Raw genomic sequence first — 20,342 nt, forward strand, 5'->3', positions numbered from 1 at the left:
GGCTTGTTGACCTCGCGCAACGGTGGCCGCGACTGGTTTTACGACACCACCATTGTTGACAGTTATACGGCGGTGGCCTTGACCGGGGATGGCGAGATCATCACCGCGGACCAGCGTTCCAAACGTCAGTTTGACGTGCTTTCGATTATGCCTGGCCGGAATGGTGGCGGCTTCGCTCTGGGGGATACGCTGACCATCAAGGGATTGTCCACGTCGGATGTGGTCTACACCGTGGTGGCCGAGGATTTGACCTCCGACGGAGCCAGTTCCACAACCGCCGCCACGGTCAAAGAGGCTTCAACCAATGTTGCCAAAAAGCTGGCCAAGGCCTTGAATGATGCCGCAGGCGGCGTGGCCACCGCCACGGCCAATGGGATCACCATCGAGTTGGTGGCCAAGGGAACCGGCAGTCAGGCCGGCTGGTATGGCGTCGGGGGAGGCATAAAGTCCTACAATCGTCTCTCGTTGATGCTGTTGAACGGCGAGGCTGTGCCCAGTCGTGGCATCGGGCAACGGGATGTCTTCAAGATCACCGGCAGCTTTGCCGTCGGTGATGTGATCGCCATGCATGGCATTACCGATGACGGTTCGACCCTGCATTACACCGTCCAGGATATCGATCTCAAGGTCGATCGCAAGAGCGATGGCAAAAAGGCCACCGCCGAGCAGGCGTGGACCAACGTGATGACGGGCATCAAGGCTCTTTTTGATGAACCGGTGGAGGTGCCCAAGGCCATCCATAGACTCCAGCAAGATCTCGCTGCTCTTTATTTCTTGAATCTTTTTGGCACCATGGATGAGGAGGTGCTCCAGGCGGAAAGCGCCCTGGATGCTTTGATGACCTACCAGTCTCCGGCACTCCACAGCACCGTCATGATGGAGGTTTGGGACGGTGTGATGGTCTTTACCGGTTTCAGGGGCAATCCGCCTTACAATCTGGATATCGAACTCCTGGACAAAACCGGCAAGATCAAGAGTGGCAACACGATCCTGTCGGCGGAAGGCAACCTCATTCAACCCCAACGCGGCAATCTGCGCATCACGGCTTCTTTGCAGGATCTGGTCAACATGACAGGCCCGCTGGCGGCAGGCGATGTCGTGGTCGTGGATGGGATTACCACCGATCGGCCTGCCTTCACCTACACCGTCACCTCCGATGACCTTCTGGTCGATGGCCATGCCGCCACACAAGGGCAGGTGTGGGCGAACGTGATGGTCAGCATTCAGAGAATCTTCGCGGATCCCGCCGAGCGACTCCAACGGATCGACTCTTTGCAGGATGTATTGGATTTTCTTTCCAAGTTGAACCAAGACATCCCGATGGATCAAGCCGTTGGGTTCCTGGAATCGACCCGGAACGAGATCCTGGGGGATCTGGATGTTCTCTCCCGTCTGCCCTCCGCGCTTCCGGCGCTGGAGGCTGTGCAGACATTGCAGGCCAAAGTTCTGGGTGCGCTTGAACTCCTTGCCCATCAGCCGGCGGACCTTCAGGTGGCGGAGTTCGTGAACGGGTTGCAAGCGGATCTGGCGGAATGCCGGGATCTGTTGCAAGTGTTCCAGCCCATGCCAGGCAACACGGCAGTGAGCGAGGCGGTGCATATTCTGGGTGTAAGCCAGGATCATATTCAGAAAACAATGGATTATATGTCCCAGGGGGCGGACCCGAGCCAGTCGGTGGGTCAAATCGTGCGCGGGATGGAAGAGCGCGTGGGCGCGCTGGAAGCGGAGCGGAATGCCACCATTGGGGCGTTGGAGGTTCTTGGTGTCTTGTCTCCCAATGCCCGGTCTGGTCTTGCCGTGGAGAAATTTGCAACGGATGTCGGCAATGCCATGGCGTTTCTGCAAGGCGTCTCTCAAGACCGATCGCTGGCCATCGTCAGACTGCTTCTGGAGTTGACGATCACGGACGAAGATGCCGAACTGCAAGGGATTCTGGATGTATGCAACCTGTTGCCCGGGAATGTTTCCGTGGGTCAGGCCCTGGGCGCGTTGGAGAGCATCCAGGGCCAGATCCAGACAGCCAGGATGGGCATTCTTTCCCAATGGAATCCCGACCTCTCGGTGGCGGATGTCGTGCGCGGGCTGGAAGGGAGAGTCGGCGCGCTGAACGGGGAGCGGGATGATGTTAAGGTGATCCTGGATGTTCTGCACGATTTGCCGCCCGCTCTCCTGCCGGATGAGGCTGTGCAGGTATTGACCACGGAGCAATGGGTCATCGGGCATGCCAGGGCGTATCTTCAGAAGGTTCTTCAGAGCGCGCCAAATGGCAGCATGGTGGGTGTGGTATCCGACTTGACGCGCCTTCAGAACACGATTCTGGGAACCTTGGAAATCCTCCACGATTGGCGTCCAGACAACCAGGCGATGGAAGTCGTGCAGTGGCTCACCAAGACCAGGGACGAAATCCCCGCGGCCCTGACCTATCTTGGCAGCCATCCGGGGATGGCGGTGGGTGAAGCGGTCTTGGCGCTGCGGGGGGATCTCGATGATCTCCAGAGGGGCTTGGATGTCATCTACCGATATGCCTCACCCGAAGGCTCCTCGATGCTCCATACGATCCTGGGGGATCTGGATGTTCTCACCCGGTTGTTGCCTGCCGAGCTGTCGGCGGGTGAGGCCATGGGGCGGCTGGATGGGTTCCGTGGAAAGATTCCTGGGGCTCAGGATCTTCTCGCCAAACTGCCAGAAAACCTCACGGTGGATGCCGGCATACGCAAGCTGGAAGCGGCTGGAATCCCCGAAGTTCTGGGCGTATTCCAGTCGTATAGAGAAGATGTTTCAGGGGTTGCGGTCGTCAACAGTTTGGGCGTTTCCCTGATCAACCTCCAACTGACCTTGAACGCGCTGGACCATGTGGCTCCAGACAGAGTGGTGAGTTCCGTCGTGCAGGAGATGGAGGGCCATCTTGGGACCATCCTGGATCTTCTTGCCAATCCATTGATTGTTTTCCTTCCGGAGTATGACGCGCTTAGGGGTGACCGGGATGCCACCCTGGCGATATTGGGTGTGCTCTACCAGTTGCCGCCATCACTCAGGACGGATGAGGCGGTGCAAAAACTGGCAACAGACCGACGCATCATCGGAACGGCTCGGGATTTTCTCCAGATCCTGCCCCCGGACATCCGCATGGGTGCCGTGTTGACGGCCTGGCACCACATTCCGGAAGCCCTGGAAATGCTCCACCAATGGTATCCGGATCACCCGGTGCAGGAGGTCGTGGGATGGCTGGCCAAACTCTGGGACGATATTCCTGTGGCCAAGGATTATCTCTCCAGAATGGATTCAACCCACACGGTGGGTGAGGCGGTATCCAAGCTGGAGCGGGACCGTGATCACCTCCAGCGTGGCGCGGAGGTGATCCACTACGCCCCAGACACGACGGTGTTGGAAGCGGCAGTCAACCTGAACGCGGCTTTGCGCGCTGAATTGGCGCACCGTCCGCAAACCGAAGGCAGCGTCGTCTCTTTGAGAATCGGGCAGGAAGGGATGCTCTTCAGCAGTCTCGATGGCATGCAGCCATTCAACCTGAAGATTCATGTCGAGGGGAGCGATGGTCAGCGCAAGGCGGACAACCCGGTGGTGCAGAACACCCTCCTGCCTGTCCGGCCCTACCTGCCGGCGGGTCTGTGGTCGGATGAAAACTGGACCTCGATGGTTGCCTTCGATACCCAGGAGCCCAACGCCCCCGTGACGCACGCTTTGCTGGCCGCGGCGGGTGCGCCGGTACAGGGCAACGGGCCAAGCGGTGTGTATCTGGCAATCTGGACCGATGCCAATGCCCCCGTTCAGTGGCAGGATGTGACCCCGGACGGGACCGCCGGTACGGACTGGACCGCCGTGGCGGTCAATGGCCCGGAGAGCGGCAAAGTGCTGGTGGCGGTGGGCAAGGGGAGTCAGATTTATATCCACCAATCCGGGAAAGGGTGGCGTGCTGTTGGCGAGAGCCGCAACTGGAGTTCGGTGGCGATGGCCGAGGATGGCAGAACCATCGTCGCGGCGGCCAGCGGCGCCAGTGGCGGTATCTGGGCATCCATCGACTGCGGCGTCACCTGGCATGTGGTACACGGTTCGGAAGGGTTGGCATGGCGTTCGGTCGCCCTGACCGCCGATGGTCTGCGTCTGACGGCGGTGGCCGACAATCGGGGCATCTTCACCACCCGGATCAACCAGCCGGGGGTCGATATGCCGACCCGCGTGGCCCTGGAGGCGGAAGCCAGGGATGTCGCATTGGTGGGTCTGCCCGAAGGTTTTGAGCTTTCGGTGCAGAACGTGAAAGTGGGTGTCAACCTGGCGGACAGCGACGCCCACCAGGTGATCGACTTCAAGGCCGCCCCGTTTGATGTGGTGACCGGTACCGGCACCACCCATCAAATGTCCCTCGATGGCAAGAACGGCGAGCAACTCCAGGTGGCGGCAGATTTCACCCTGAGCCTGGATCACTATGTCTACCTCGACGGCTCCGCGGCGTTCGAGAAAAAGAGCTCGACCGTCACCCTGGCCAATCAACAGACGGTCATGGTCGATTCCCTCACCGTGGGGGCCAGCCAGGTTACGGCCTTTGTCGGCACGGGCCTGACGGACAGCAACCATGACGATCGCATCGACAGCCATGATCTGGCGGGTTCGAATGCGCTGGGTTTGTACATGGGCGAAGTGGATCTGGCCCTGGGCCTGTTCAGCGCCAAGGCCAACCCGATTGACAATTCGCTGCTGGGCATGCGCTGGCTGGCGCTCTCTGCCCAGGCCGGCACCGTGCTCCTGGCGGGTCTGCCTGGGGTGAGCTTCAGCGGTTCCGACTTCGCAATCCAGGTCAACCGCGTCACCGATTGGCCTGTCAACCTGCCCCAGAATGCGGATATCACGCGCTTCAAGGATGAACATGCCCTGAATCTCGTGGGTGAGCACGCCCTTTCGGTCCTCGCCGGTCCCAATGTCCATGTCGATCTGGCGATGGATGGTCTGGGTGAACAGCTGGCCGTGCAGGGTACGGTCGATCTGTCTGTCGCAGGTATGGTCAGTGTCAGCGGCAGTGTGCGTGTCAAGCAGACACGGGCGGATATCCATCTGGCTGGTTCAACGGAGGCGGTCGGAGCGGATCTGTTCGTGATTGGCGGTGCCAACCTGGCTGCCCGCGTTGCCGCGGGAGCAGGCAGCGATGCCCTGGGTGTGGAACTGACTGGACTGGATATGGCCCTGGTGCTCGCATCGACCAGCAGTACCACCGACAACCGGCGCTGGCTCTCCCTCTCCGGCACGGCAGAGAAAGCGGGTCTGATCGGGACGTCTGCCTATGGCCTGACCGCCGTGGGAACCGATCTGGCGTTGGATATCAACATGGGACTGGGCATCAACCCCGATGGCAGCGCCAACAAGAGCGCCATCGACTGGAGCGGCGCCCCCATGGTCGTGGCCCTGGGTGACGGCACGACCCGCGCGTTGACGTTTACGGGTGACACCTTCATGTTGGCCGGGACCATGGATCTGGCCTACCGTGATGTTTTCAAGGTCTCCGGAAGCCTTGCCATCTCCCGTGTCGAGCGTGTCATCAAGGTTGGTGGCCAGAAGATCGATGCCACCGGCTTTTTGATTGGTGCTGCGGATGTGTCTGCCGAAATGTCAGGCATTCAGGTTGCAAATATTTCGTTGGGGCTGGCACTGATGAGCTCCAGTCGGGCCGCGGCGGGAGATGCCCGCAGTTGGCTGGCCATGTCGGCCTCCGCCGAGTCGGTGACACTCAAACCGGAGGATTTTGGTCTGTCAGCGGATCTGTTCAAGCTTGAGGCCCATAATCTGGCTTTGCAGGTCAACCTGGGGTTGGGCCAGTCGGGAGGCGTGGACAATGACCAGGTGATGGATCTGGGTGGCAGCGGTCAGGGCGATACCCTTTACAACGGCGCCATCACCGTTGCCACGGGTGCGACAGCCGCGCAGACGGCTGCGATCTCGTTGAATTACGGGGCGGACGCCGGAGAGTTTGTCTCCCTTGTGACGGACGCCACCCTGCAGATTGGCGCCCTGGTCAGTATGCGCGGCACTTTGGCCTTTACCCGTGCCGGATCCCGCAGCGTGACCCTCGATGACGGCAAACGGCGCAGCATGAACCTGACCACCATTGCGGCGACCGGTGTGGATGTGCAGATCGGTCTGAAGGTGGGCACAGAGGATTTTGTGGGGGTCGAACTGCAGCAGGGCGCACTGGGCCTGATGCTGCTGCAAGACATCAAGGGTGCTGGCAGCTTCATGGGCTTGAGGGCCGGTGCCAGCCAGTTGAGCCTGGAAGGGGTTGACGGCCTGGAACTTTCCGCCCAGTCCATGCTTTTGTCGATGAACAAGGGGTTTGGAACCGGTGAGCTGGCAGGCCGTGTGGTGGATTTCACCCAGGGGGATATCGACGGCAATGGCCGCGCCGATGGGTTTACGCCACTGACCGTGCGCGGTCAGACGCTCTTTTCCCTGGACGACAACACCGCGCGTCTGGAGGCGGAAGCCTCGCTGCGTCTGGCGATTCGCGCCCCTGGCGCAGCATCCAACGCGACACCTCTGGTGCAGGGTTCCGGCGATTTCAAGGTGATGGAGTCCAACGGCGTCATGGTGCTCGCGGGTGCCCACCTGCAAGCGTCCGTGAACCTGTCGAGCGAGATGCAAGCCGCCGTGGTGGACGGGACGGTGGTTCTGGTGCTCAACGATGGCGGTTTTGCCCTGTCGACGGGTGGCACGGCCAGGCTGCCCCTGCCTGGCGCCTTTGGCATTGCGGCCTTTGGCGATTTCGGTCTGGAACTCAACCGCACGGGAGCGGATCTTTATCAGAGCGTCGTGGTGGGCGGTGAGACCCTCACCTTGAACTACGCAGACGATTATACCAGGTTTACGGTCGGGGAACTGGACGCCACGATTGGCGAGGGCCTGGCCATGGATCTGGCCGAGGAGGCTCTGGGTCTGAGCGATGCGGCGGCCAAACTGCGTCAGGGAGCCGATCTGCCGGTCATTGGTCAATCCCTCGACGAATTGTTGGACCTCTCTTCGATCCTGGGGGTGGGAGATTACATGCTGCACTATCTCCAGCCCCTGCTTCCCAAGAGTTATGAGTCAAAAATCAATGATCTGGAACCGGTCACCTACGGCAAGACGGGTGAGCCTACCTTCCGCAACATGCTGGCCTATTTGAACGATGCCTGGCTCAAGCAAAACCTGGCCAGTGGCGAGGGTTTGCAGATCAGCAAGCTCGGTGGCGACGGCTTCGCCCTCTCTTTTGACGGCGAATTCAAGCGACATGTCGGTTTTGGTCTCGATCTGGCGAATCAGATGGAGGGTCTGGGTGTTGAACTGCTGGGTCAGGCACAGGTGGCTGGCAATCTGGAGATTGGGCTGGATTTTGACCTGGGACTCGATTGGAGCAACGGCGCGCAATTCAATGTCAACGATCTGCATTTTGCGGGGGATCTGGCGGCCAGTGATATCGTGTTGGCGGCAGGTCTTGGTCCCATCAATCTGAGCATCGGTCGCAACGGCGTCAGCAATACGGGTCAGGCCTGGAAAAAAGGCTCCGCAGCGATTTCGATGTCTGGTGGTCTGAGTCTGGTGGATGGTCAGTTCAATCTGACCGCGCCCGGCAGCAGCCTCTCCCTGGATCTGCCGGTGTATGCCGCCGTGGCGGGCATGGATCTGACGACGGATGCCAACGCACTCCCGACGGTCACCATTGCCGGTGATTTTCTGGCGGGCAACCTGAGTGTCACCACCGAACATTTCGATCAGTTCAGCAAGTTGGCCAAGCTCACGTTGACGGATGTGCTGGCGGCGCTCCCGGAAATGCTCAAATATCTTGAAGGGCTGGATCCGGCGGCGTTGGGTCTGGAGTCGTTGCCATTCGTCGAGCAATCGGTTTCCAGCCTGCTGGACCTGGCCTCCGCTTTCAAGGCCGGGGTGGTTGACAAGATCGATTTTTATCGTGATCCCGTGGCCTGGGTGTCTGCGACGGGCGAAACCCAAAGCGCGACCGGCAAAGGCACGGTCTCTGCCGACGGCTCGCGGTTTGCGGGTGTCGCGGGTCAGTTTGCAGCCTCCATGACCGGTTCCTGGGTGACGGTGGGCCAGGAGACCGTGCAGATCCGTGATGTGGCGGCAGATGGCTCTGCGTTGACGGTTTCCACGGCTTTGTCTCCGAATGCGGCCCAACAGGATTATCTGGTTCATCGGGCACTCGAAAAGATCAAGACGCTGGACGAGTTTGTGGACGCGCTCAACGAATCGGGCCTGCTGGGAACCGCCATGGCGACCTTCGACGCGACCACGGGTGAGTTGCGGGTGCCGGTCCGTTTTGCCCATGCATTCGACGCGCTGGAAGCGCCGATCAAACTCGGCCTGGGTGGCGATGATGCGCCGATCTCCCTTTCCACCTCGGCAGAAGGGGAGATTGACATCAATCTCCATGCCGGGTTTGATCTGATCATCAAGCTGGGTGATGCCCTGGATGTGGCGATTGACCAGTTTGCGGCCACCGCCGATATCGGGTTGGCGGTTTCTGACCTGGAGGTCGCGGCCAGCCTGGGCTTTGTGGGGCTGACGGCGGGTGGGGCGAATACCGGATCCGGTATCACCTTGGACGCCGAAGTCAATCTGGCTCTGGACCGCACACCCGGTGCCAACGGTCTGCCCACCTTTGTCGATGCCAACGGCACATCCGACAACAGTGGCCGCTTTGCCATCACAGACCTGGGAGATGCCTTCCATTCGATTGTCGTGAATGTCGATGGCGCGGCCTCGGCCCGCATGAAGGGGTTGAGCGTTCAGGCGGGCAGCGTCGAGTTTGAGATGCCCAACGATCCTGAACTGGGCATCTATGTGCAGGATCTCCTCGATTGGGATACCGTGGTGCTCCGCCATGCCACGGATTTTGATCTTGCCGAGGAGGTGGCAGCCGGTCTGGATCCCCATGCGGTCGTCATTGTCCTGCCACCCATCGATGGTCTGCTCGATATGAGCAAACTCAGCATGGCCGATATCCTGGGCGCCATCCGCACCGGTCTGAATCTGGTGGACCAGCTGGCGGGTGACCAACCTTTTTATGTCGATCCTCTGCCCATCATCAATCACTCCCTGCAGAGCATCATGAATGTGGGGGATACCTGGCTGGGTGCGCTGGAAGATGTGGCCAGGGATCCGGTGACCGGTCTGGACGGGGCCGAACATCTTCTTGAAGAGAGCCTGGGGATCGACGACAACGCGCTGGATTTCACCCTGGATGCCGCGCACCATAAGCTCTACCTGGATCTGGATCTGGCCATGGGCCTCGACCAGAACAGTACGCTGGATTTGAACCTGGCTGATCTGGTGGCCATGGCCGGCGGCGGTCTGACCCTGCCGGAAGGTTTTGAGAAGTGGCTCGATGCATCAGGCGGGGGCGATATCCATCTGAGCGTCGGAGCGGAACTTGAATTGCGTCTGGGTATCACGCTTCCGGATGCGTCGGGCGGCGTTCAGTTGGCTGTTGAGGATTATGATGCCGTGACCGGCAAGGGGACGCGTCTGGCCTTGACGGCCCGATTGGCGGCCGAAAATGTTGCCCTCAATTTTGCCGTCGGCCCGATCGAGTTGGGGGTTGCCAATGGTGTCGTGACGTTCGACGCCGACGCTGATGCCCAGACAACGGCGCCAGCGGCTCTGCAGATTGCGCTGGTCGATGGCAAACCGCAGATCGATCTGCTGGGCGCGTTCAATGTCAGCTTGCCTTTGACAGCCAAGGTGTTGAACAGCAACCTTCCGATCGGCAAGCTGCTGGTGCAGACGGATCCGAAACTGGGCGACCAGGGGTTGGCGACCTTGATCGATCAGGGCAGTGGCCTGATCGTCAAGCTGCCTGACCTGGATTTCATGGATACCGGCAAGAGCGGTCTGATTGACATGCTCAACGATCCGAGTGTGTGGTTGGATGGTGTGGACCTGGGTCTGGGCGCGGTGCAGGATCTCTTCGAGAGTTCTCTGGCTGCAGAAATTCCCATTATCGGGGCTGGGTTGGCCGATGCCGGCAACCTGATCGGCGGGCTGCGTGGCGGTCTTTTGCAGGATCTGCGTCTCAAGCTGTCCGGTCCGGGCAAGCCGGTGGCGCTGGTGCGCGACACCCTGTTCAACGCCTTCTCGTCATCGGGCCTGAACATTTTGCAAGACAGCAACCACGATCAGTTGATCACCATCGACGATATCGACATCGCCTTCTATGACGTGGCCGGCAAGCGTCTCTCCACCTGGCAGCCGGGCCAGGCCGTGCCCCGGTCGGGCGTCGATGCCATCCGCTTTGACATGGATCTGGGGGGAACCATTCTCGATACCGGGGTGGATATTCCTCTGGATCTGGACCTTCCGGGCTTCAGCCTGAATGTTGATGGCGGTTTTTCCCTGGGCGCGGAGTGGCACTATGATTTCGGCTTTGGCATCTCCGAGGCAGACGGCTTTTTCCTGAGCTCCCAAACCAATGGCGAGGATCCGGAACTGAGTCTGGAACTCAAGGCGTTCCTGGATGGCGAACCACTCACGCCGGAGGTCACCCCGTTTTCGGGTTCCGGCTCCTTGCTGTTTTTCAATGCATCCGTCACGGACAAGGACAGCGACCAGGACTCTTCTGGTTTTCAGGGCAGCCATGTCACGGGTCTTTTGACCGTCGATCTCAAGGGCAACACTGCGGGTCGCTTGACCCTGGACCAACTTGTTTCGGCGCCGCAAAGCGTGTTGACGGCGGAATTCGGCGTCAACGCCGAGATCAACCTGGGTTTGGAGTTGAGCGCCTCCAGTCTGCCCAAATTGAAGGCTGATTTTGTGTTGGATTGGGATTGGCGTCTGGGTGATCCAGCGGTCGCGTTCCCCCACATCAATATCGAAAACATTCGCATGGACATGCAGTCCGCGCTGTTGGACTTCCTGTTGCCCATCGCCACCAAGGTCAGCTCGACGTTGGAGCCGTTCCGGGAGGTGATCGAAGCCCTGGTGACCCCGGTTTCCGGTCTGGATACGATTCTCAATCCGGCCCGCAGTGCCATGGGGTTGGCGCCGGATCCGACCATTCGCGGCCTGATCGATACCCTTTATGAGACGGTTCGGGTTGCCAAGAAACTTCCGCCGATCGACTGGTCTTTCCTGGAGGCAGCCCGTTTTGCCTTGAAGTTGCCGGACATGTTGCGTTCGCTGGTCGCCATGGGCAGTGGTTTGCCTCTGGGCAGTTTGTATGATCTGGGGACGAACAATTTTCACTTTGTGGCGGGTGAGGGGTCTTCGGGCGGTCAGCCCATGAGCGACACGGAGATGGATTCCATCTTCAGTGGCATGTCTGTTGTCACGAACAACGCTTCGGGGGGCAGCACCAGCGCAGCCGCCCGTTCCGGTTTGCAGGTTTTGCCCTATCTGACCGACATTGGCAACTGGGCGAAAATATTCAGCGGTGGTTCAGCCACCCTGTTCACCTATGAACTGCCTCTGCTGGAGTTTGCTGCCGGTTTTGACGTTACCCTGGCCACCATCCCGACGCCTGTCGGGATCAATGTGGTCATCGGGGCCCTCGGCAACCTCAACGCCTATGTGGATCTCTCCTTTGGCTTTGATACCTATGGTGTGCAGAAAGCCTTTGCATCGGGTAGTCCTCTTGACGTGGTTGACGGTTTCTTCCTGAACGACTGGACCTTGCCAGAGTTCAAGAATGGCTCAATCGTGTCTGGTACGGGTGGCAAGGAGAAACCCGAATTCGGTCTGACCCTGGAACTGGGTCTGCGCGGAGGCGTGGGCATCGGCCCAATATCCGCCGGCATTGGGGGTTCGATCACCGTCAAAGTGGCTGCCGACCTGAACGACATCAAAAAGGGTACGGTGACACGCAACCAGGATGGCCAGTTGGTCAGCGTCAGTTATGCCGGCGATGGCAAGGTGCGGGCGTCGGAATTGGTTGCCATGATGACCTACCCGGGACCGATCCCAGGCGTGCCGGGTGGTCTGCTCAACACGTTCGATCTCTATTTGCAAGGCATGCTTACGGCCTTTCTCTGGGGCAAAGTGGACATGCCGTTTTTTATTCCAGACATCGATGTCAGGATCAATCTGTTCAGTGTTACGCTGTTCAAGTCTGATATCAAGGCCCCCACCGTCATGCCGGAGTTGGGCTCTTACGACTCGAAAACCGGCGTATTGACCTTGCTGGCTGGCCCGCGTTCGGCGGATCGCCTCTATTTGAACACGCTGGATGCGGCGGAAAACTGGATTGTCAGCGGCAATAAAAGCAAGGTCGATGTCGAGTTCATGGGCTTTGTCAAGAGCTTTACCAATGTGAACAAGGTTGTGGTAGACCTGGGGGCAGGGAATGACAATCTCAACGCCTCCGCCTTGGACCAGGTGGTTGTGCAAGCCTATGGCGGAGAGGGTAACGACACCATTCTTTTGGGTGGTGGTGGCGGTACGGTCATCGACACCGAAGGCAACAACACCTTGCGCGCCCTGGCAACGGGAACGTCGGTGGTTTATCTGATTGGTGGTCGTGGTGACGACAAGCTTTCCGGTGGTCTGGGTCAAGATGTCCTGTATGGAGGCATGGGCAACAACGAACTGATCGGTGGGGGCGGTAACGATACCCTGTATGCCGTGCAGGGCATCAACAAGCTCTCTGGCGGTGACGGTGAAGACTTGTATGTCTTTACTGGAGAACTGGGACTGAATATTGTCACGGAAACCGGCAAGCAGAACTCCCGTGTCGATTTTTCGGGCGCCTTGTCCCCCGAATTGTTGGGCCTGATCGGGCCAATACCTGGGACTCCACTGGTTTCTGCGCCTTCAAACTTCACCCTGATTCGCGGCACCTCGGCACGCCTGCTGTTTTACGGCACCCCGTTCGAGGGTGACCCGAACCTGGAAACCGTGGTCACTTTGTCGATCGCCGATGGTCAGTTCAAGGCCGGTTCCATGAACGGCGTCACCGTGGATGGCAACAATACCGCCAAGCTGACCTTGACCGGCAAAGTGGCGGATCTCAACAAATACATGACTTCCTCCAATGCGCCGACCTACACGTTCACCAGCGGCGATGATGTGCGCACCCTGGCCGTTGAGATCAGGCAGAACGACAAGAGCAGCGTCGCGTATGCGGATGTCTTGGCCATGCATGTCTCCGGAACCAGTCAGGGGTGGCGTGACATGGTTCAAGCCGGTGACCTGCTGGTGGCGGTCTCCGGGGTGACTGCCGGTCAAACGGGTGTCTACCTCTCCCGCGACCAGGGGTTGACCTGGTCCAGGGCCGATACCCCAAAAGATATCTCCTACAGCATGGTTTCGGCATCGAGTCATGGTCGCGTCATTGCGGCGATGAATTCAGCCGGCAAGTTGACGGTCTCCCGTGATGGCGGTCTGACCTGGACCAACAGCACGGCCCCAGCCAACAATTATTCCGAACTGCTGGTGCTTGAGGATGGTCGCATCCTGGCATCCGACCATACCGATAGCGCACAGGTCAAATATTTCAACAATATCTTTGATTGGGGCACGAAAACCGTCTATAGCCCTGGGGAGATGCGCATTCTGAATGCGGGCGGCACGGAGTGGACAAAAGTAACCGCCATCAATGCCAACTGGAATGCCATGAGCGCCAATGCCGATGGCAGCACGTTGGTTGCGGTCAGCGGCGCTGCATCCAACAAGGGCGGCAACGGGGGCATCTACATGGCCAATCCAACGGCCAACGGATCGATCACCTGGGTCGATATCACCCGAGGGGCCGTCAGTAATGGAGACTGGGTCGGTGTCGATATGGATGCCAGCGGTACCCATATGGTGGTCGCCGCGCGCGGTGGTCAGATTTACCTGGCCGATACGAGCCAAACGGATTGGACCTGGCGTGCGACGGGCTTGACCGGACAGTGGACCTCGGTCTGGATGAGCGACGACGCCAAGACGGTGGTGGCAACGGCCAATGGCGGTTCGGGTGGCGTCTGGCTCTCCACGAATGGCGGTGTCGCCTGGACGCGGGTGGCCGGTCAAGGGACCATGGGGGTGGAAGCAGGCCGTGACTGGCGCATGGCAACCTTTGATCCCACCACGGGCCAGATGGTGGCCATCATCGATGGCGCCCCCATTTTGACCTTCGCGCCTGCTCCAACCAGCCTTGCGGCCAACATCACACTCCCAGAGCAGATGTTTGTGGGGGGCCATGATCCGACCGACATGGTGTTTGCCAAAGGAACCCTGGCCGATGGCGATTCTCAACGCCTGACCGTGACACTCGCCGCGACCAGCGGAACCTTTACCGCCCTGCCACCCGCGAGTCCGGTGGATACCAAGGTGAGTGTCGTCACCGTCACGGCATCGTCGGCCAACAGCCCCAGCGTTGAGCGGGTGTCGGGCATCGTCGATGGCAACACCGCAACAAAATACCTGAACATGGACGGTCCGGGCAGTGGCTTGATCCTCACCCTGTCGGCGGCTGAGCGGGTCACCCGTCTGGACATGACCACGCGCAACAATGACGATAATTATCAGTGGGATCCGAAAACCTATGCCCTGTATGGCTCCAACGATGACCTGGCTTGGCAGAGCGCTGACTGGGTGGCGGTGGCCAGTGGCGCGACCGGTCTGGGTAACGGTCGGGGTGTCGGCAATACGGTGACTTTCGATAACAATGCAGCATACAAATATTACAAGCTGGTTTTCCCTGAGGTGAAGGGTGTCAAAGATGGCAAGAGCTATCTGCACTTGTCCGAGGTGGCATTGTATGCACCGAACCTGACCGTTCAAGCGGGTGATGTTCTCACCATCAGCGGGGTCCAGAAGGATATCGTTGACTATCTGTCCAAGTCGGGCAACGTGCAGTTTGTGCCGGGTATGCAAGGAGCCAACGGTACGATCAGCATGGTGGTGGCGGATGGGTTGAACCGGACGGAGCAGGAGATTCCGCTGATCGAGCAGGAACCGTTTGCCATGAAGGCATCCTACGATGCCGGCAACTTTGAGATCTTTGCGAAGTCGGGCAGTGGTCTGCGATTCAATCGTGGCGCTCTGGGGGAGATCCGCCTGGGTGAGTTGTCGGACGAACTGACCGTGATGAAGCTCATGGATTCCCCGTCCATCCTGGTGGTCAACGCGACTCCAGGGGAAGACAAGGTGACTCTGTTTGCGGGGAACACCCGTTCGCAGGACGGTTCGCTTCGTACCATGGATTTGCGGGATGACAATGGCGCGTTGAACGACGACACCCTGGAGCTGCAACTCAAGCCGGTGGATACCAGTCCGAACAAGAACCTCATTCAACTGGGTTCTGGCCAGTTGATCAGTGGTGTGGAGCAGATTCTCTGGGACGACACGCTGGGTACCCTCAGCATCAAGGGGGACAGCATTCATCTGGTTGCCTTGGAGGAGGGGGAGACAATCGACCTGGGCGCCCATACGACGCTGAAGATCACGACGGAACGCCTGAGCATCGAGGGTGATGTGTATGCGGATGCGTTTGACTTGAGCGGCGTGGATCCGACGCACGTTATCCTGTCCGGCGCGCTCTATACGTATGAGGATGATGGCAGCACGGCTGAGTTCACTTTGCCAGGCAGCGTGCGTTCCGTGGCCGTCAACGAGGGGGTCGTCGATCTCTCCAAAATCGATTCCAACTACGCCTTGCAGATTGCGCCCAAAGATCCGACCACCCCAATCAGTCTGGGAGGCAATGCAGGGTCTGGCGGGGTGCAGATCAATTTGGGGGATAAATCACTGCCGTCGCTGGTACTGGGCGCGGATGGTGGCTCCAACCCGATCGATGTCGGACAACCCGGTTCCACCTTGACTCTGAATACGCCCCTGGTGCTGATGGCGCAAGGCAAAGGGGGTGAAATCGCCATAGACGGTACGCTGCAAGGCACCTCCCTGAAGGTCTATGGCTCTGGAAACACCACGACTTTCAATGATGGTAGTGTGTTGATCATGAGTCAGGAGTTGGTGTTGAACGACTCCCTGAAGATCAACGGTGCCGTCACTCTGGGTGTTGGCGCCAGCGCGGTGGCGGATATCGCGATCTCCGGTCGCATCAATGGCGGCCTGGGCGACCACGATGTACTCACCTTGGAGGGCAATGGACATGGCATTGCCATCAATGGTCGGGTTGGCGATGGTGTGGGCAGTGTGTCGATCGTTTCTGGTGGGCAATTATACAAGAGCGGTGTCTACACCAATGTCCGCCTGACCGGTGGTTCCGGCGCGTCGGCCACGGCAACCGTCACGGTGGAGGGCGGTATTGTAACCGGTGTTGTGTTGGATTCCCTGGGTGGCGGATACCAGGTTGGTGATCTTTTGAGTGCCTCCCGCTCAAGCCTGGGGGATCTGGAAGGGGTGGCATCCGGATTCTCGTTGCGTGTCGATTCCCTGGCCGATCTGGAAGGTCTGGTCGTCAAGGGCGGCCAGAACGTCACCTTCAATGATCGCGTGTATGTCGAGGGTGACATCTCCATAACGGCGACTGGTTCGGTGATCTTTACCGATCAGGTGGTCATGCGCAACGGGGGTCACCTCTTCATCAACAATGCCGCGCAAGTGCAATTTCTCGGAGGTATTCGCACAGAGGGGACAACAGAACCGGCACTGGTGTTGACCGGCACGAATGCCAATGTGGATTTCGGCAATGGTCTGCTGGTGGGTGGCAGCGATACGGTGCATTTCGGGGGTGTGCAGCGTCTGGAGTTGAGCGCACCCGTGACCGGTCAAACCGCACCCGGCATCAAAGTCAGTGGCGGTGCCTTGACCATGACCGAAATATCGGGTGGTCAGGCGTTGCGTCTGAATGTTGCCACGTTGGATCTGTCGGGAACGACACTGACTTTTTCAACCCTTGGCAGCGTGACTCAGCAGATCACGGCCAGTGATGTGCGTCTGACCTCCGAGCAGGGCATCGGCAGTCTGCTGGCCCCCTTGAATGCCACGGTGACCACCTTGTCCGCTCAGAGTGCGACCGGGAACATCTGTCTCAAGCTGGATGGCAACACCACCCTGGTGCGTCAGGGTGTGCAGGTTGCCAACAGTGGTGACATGAACATCCAGGTGACCGGAAACCTGTCCATGGAGACGGCGGCGGTACTCAGCACCACTTCGGGTAAGAGCGATGTGAGCGTGACCGGGTCTGCCACGCTGTCAACACTGGGCAGCACGAGTGGCGCGATCACGGTAAACTCTGGTGGCGACGTTTCGCTCGCCAGCATGACGAGCACCGGCGGTTCCTTTGCCGTGACCAGCAAGGCCCTGACGTTGACCGGTGCCGGTATCAACGTGGGTGGAAGCGGAACGGTGAACATTCGTGCGGATGGCGCGCTGACCATGAATGATGGATCTGCCATCAAGAGTGCGGCGGGAGAGATCAAGACGGATGCCAAATCGCTGACGATGAGCAGCAGCAGCGAGATCTCGACCGTGGCTGGCGCCATCACGGCGAATATGGACGGCGATGTCGATGTGTCGGTCATCAAGAGCGCGACGGGCAACATCACGCTGGGCACGAAGAAGCTGACGCTCACCGGCACGGGCTTGCAGACCGGCGGCGCGGGGAACCTTGCGACCACCTCGACCGGCGCGCTGTTCATGAGCACGACCAGCCGCATGACGACGGCCACCGGCACCATCAACGCGACTGCGACCGGCGATGTCGAGGTCTCCCTCATCAAGAGCGACAGCGGATCGATCACCCTGGGAAGCGCCAACCTGACGCTGCGGGATACCGGATTGCAGACGGGCGGCACGGGTCAGATCACGGTCACCGCGACCGGCGGTCTCGCCATGAGCAGCAGCAGCGAGATCTCCACCGTGGATGGCAACATTGCAGCCAACATGACCGGCGATGTCGAAGTGTCGGTCATCAAGAGCGCGACGGGCAACATCACGTTGGGCACGAAGAAGCTGACGCTCACCGGCACGGGCTTGCAGACCGGCGGCGCGGGGAACCTTGCGACCACCTCGACCGGCGCGCTGTTCATGAGCACGACCAGCCGCATGACGACGGCCACCGGCACCATCAACGCGACTGCGACCGGCGATGTCGAGGTCTCCCTCATCAAGAGCGACAGCGGATCGATCACCCTGGGAAGCGCCAACCTGACGCTGCGGGATACCGGATTGCAGACGGGCGGCACGGGTCAGATCACGGTCACCGCGACCGGCGGTCTCGCCATGAGCAGCAGCAGCGAGATCTCCACCGTGGATGGCAACATTGCAGCCAACATGACCGGCGATGTCGAAGTGTCGGTCATCAAGAGCGCGACGGGCAACATCACGTTGGGCACGAAGAAGCTGACGCTCACCGGCACGGGCTTGCAGACCGGCGGCGCGGGGAACCTTGCGACCACCTCGACCGGCGCGCTGTTCATGAGCACGACCAGCCGCATGACGACGGCCACCGGCACCATCAACGCGACTGCGACCGGCGATGTCGAGGTCTCCCTCATCAAGAGCGACAGCGGATCGATCACCCTGGGAAGCGCCAACCTGACGCTGCGGGATACCGGATTGCAGACGGGCGGCACGGGTCAGATCACGGTCACCGCGACCGGCGGTCTCGCCATGAGCAGCACCAGCGAGATCTCCACCGTGGATGGCGCCATCACGGCGAATATGGCCGGCGATGTCGATGTGTCGGTCATCAAGAGCGCGACGGGCAACATCACGCTGGGCACGAAGAAGCTGACGCTCACCGGCACGGGCTTGCAGACCGGCGGCGCGGGGAACCTTGCGACCACCTCGACCGGCGCGCTGTTCATGAGCACGACCAGCCGCATGACGACGGCCACCGGCACCATCAACGCGACTGCGACCGGCGATGTCGAGGTCTCCCTCATCAAGAGCGACAGCGGATCGATCACCCTGGGAAGCGCCAACCTGACGCTGCGGGATACCGGATTGCAGACAGGCGGCAGCGGTCAGATCACGGTCACCGCGACCGGCGGTCTCGCCATGAGCAGCAGCAGCGAGATCTCGACCGTGGATGGGGCCATCACGGCGAATATGGCCGGCGATGTCGAAGTGTCGGTCATCAAGAGTCAGTCGGGCAGCATCCGGTTGGCAGGAGGGAAAGTGTTGCTCCGTGACTCAGGTATTCATGTCCATCATGGCGCAGGTGTGGTAACCGTGAATGCCACCAACGACTGGCTGATGAAATCGAATACATCGGTGACCACCGACACCGGAACCATGACGATCAACGCAGGTGGGAGGATTCAGGTCTCTCACCTGGAGTCCTACACGGGTGATGTCGCATTGGATTCTGGCAAAAATGTCATGGTTGTCGGATCTTGGCTTCAGCCTCAGATCAAGACTCAGGGTGATTTGAGTGTCAACGCTGACGAAGGTGTCGGTGGGTATGGTTATGATCGTCTCTATGTGGACATCAAGGAGTTGACTGCCCGCAACCGTGAGACAGGAGATGTTCTGATTTCGGGTTGGAAAGGTCTGAAGGTTGCTGCGGCTGGCGTGCAGTCTGACTCCGACAAGGGTTGGTTGATCTTGATGTCTGGTACATCCGGATTGGTGACGAAGGCCGGGCAGGTGAGCGCCACGAACGGTCAGGCAGCCTGCGTAAGCGGCAAGACCATGATGATGCGATCCTCTATGCTCAATGGTCGGAACATGCAGGGTTTTGATGGCTATATCGTGCCTGAAATAAAGGGAGTGCCAGAGATCGACACGCTGGACTCCTTTAATGCCCGCCTTGTTGAGGCGTGGAGCGAACAGATTGAAGGGATGTCGGCACAGGAGCGGCTCAGTTCTGCCGCCCATGAGGTATCGATTCCGATGCAAGCTCTCTCTGACCGCAGCCTTGCAGCATTTTCGGCATCCGTGGTCCACGAATCCGGTTCGTCCGATGTGATTGCAGCACTGCTGGATGCGGCACTGCAAAAGGCCAAGAACAGTCAGCAGGAAGAGATGTTTGGCATCAATCAACCCGATTACTGGTCGCAAAGTTCGCGGGCAGCGCGTAGTGAACCTGTGCGTGACCATGCGCCTCCAGCCCAACCGGAGCAGGGACAACCGGAGAGGGGGCAACCGGAGAGGGGACAACCGGAGAGGGGGCAACCGGAGAGGGGACAACCGGAGCAGGGACAACCGGAGAGGGGGCAACCGGAGCAGGGACAACCGGAATTGGTGTCGCCGCAACCGCTACAGTCAAGGAGTACCGGCAAGCCAGATGCCAGAGACATGAACGACTCGTTCGATGTCGAAACGGATGGGAAAGAGGAATAAGCATCCTCTGCAGAGAAGGTAATTAATCATCAGTAAACCCCCGGCTCTGCCGGGGGACTCACAAAGTTTGACATTTACGGGAATCTTCCACGGTTTGTTGGTCTTTTGGTCGT

The 20,342-nt window shown here is 59.6% G+C and carries 1 protein-coding gene (only partly in view); it reads left to right on the forward strand.

Annotated elements, in window-relative coordinates:
* Positions 1–20,229: the end of a hypothetical protein gene (locus ACOY6C_RS00810; protein ID WP_420903574.1), read on the forward strand. 27,852 nt of this gene lie to the left of the window's left edge; only the last 20,229 of its 48,081 coding nucleotides appear in the window; its start codon lies off the left edge, out of view; the stop codon is at positions 20,227–20,229.
* Positions 20,230–20,342: the final 113 nt, after the last annotated feature.

The organism is Candidatus Magnetaquiglobus chichijimensis (assembly GCF_045865675.1).
GTDB lineage: Bacteria > Pseudomonadota > Magnetococcia > Magnetococcales > Magnetaquicoccaceae > Magnetaquiglobus > Magnetaquiglobus chichijimensis.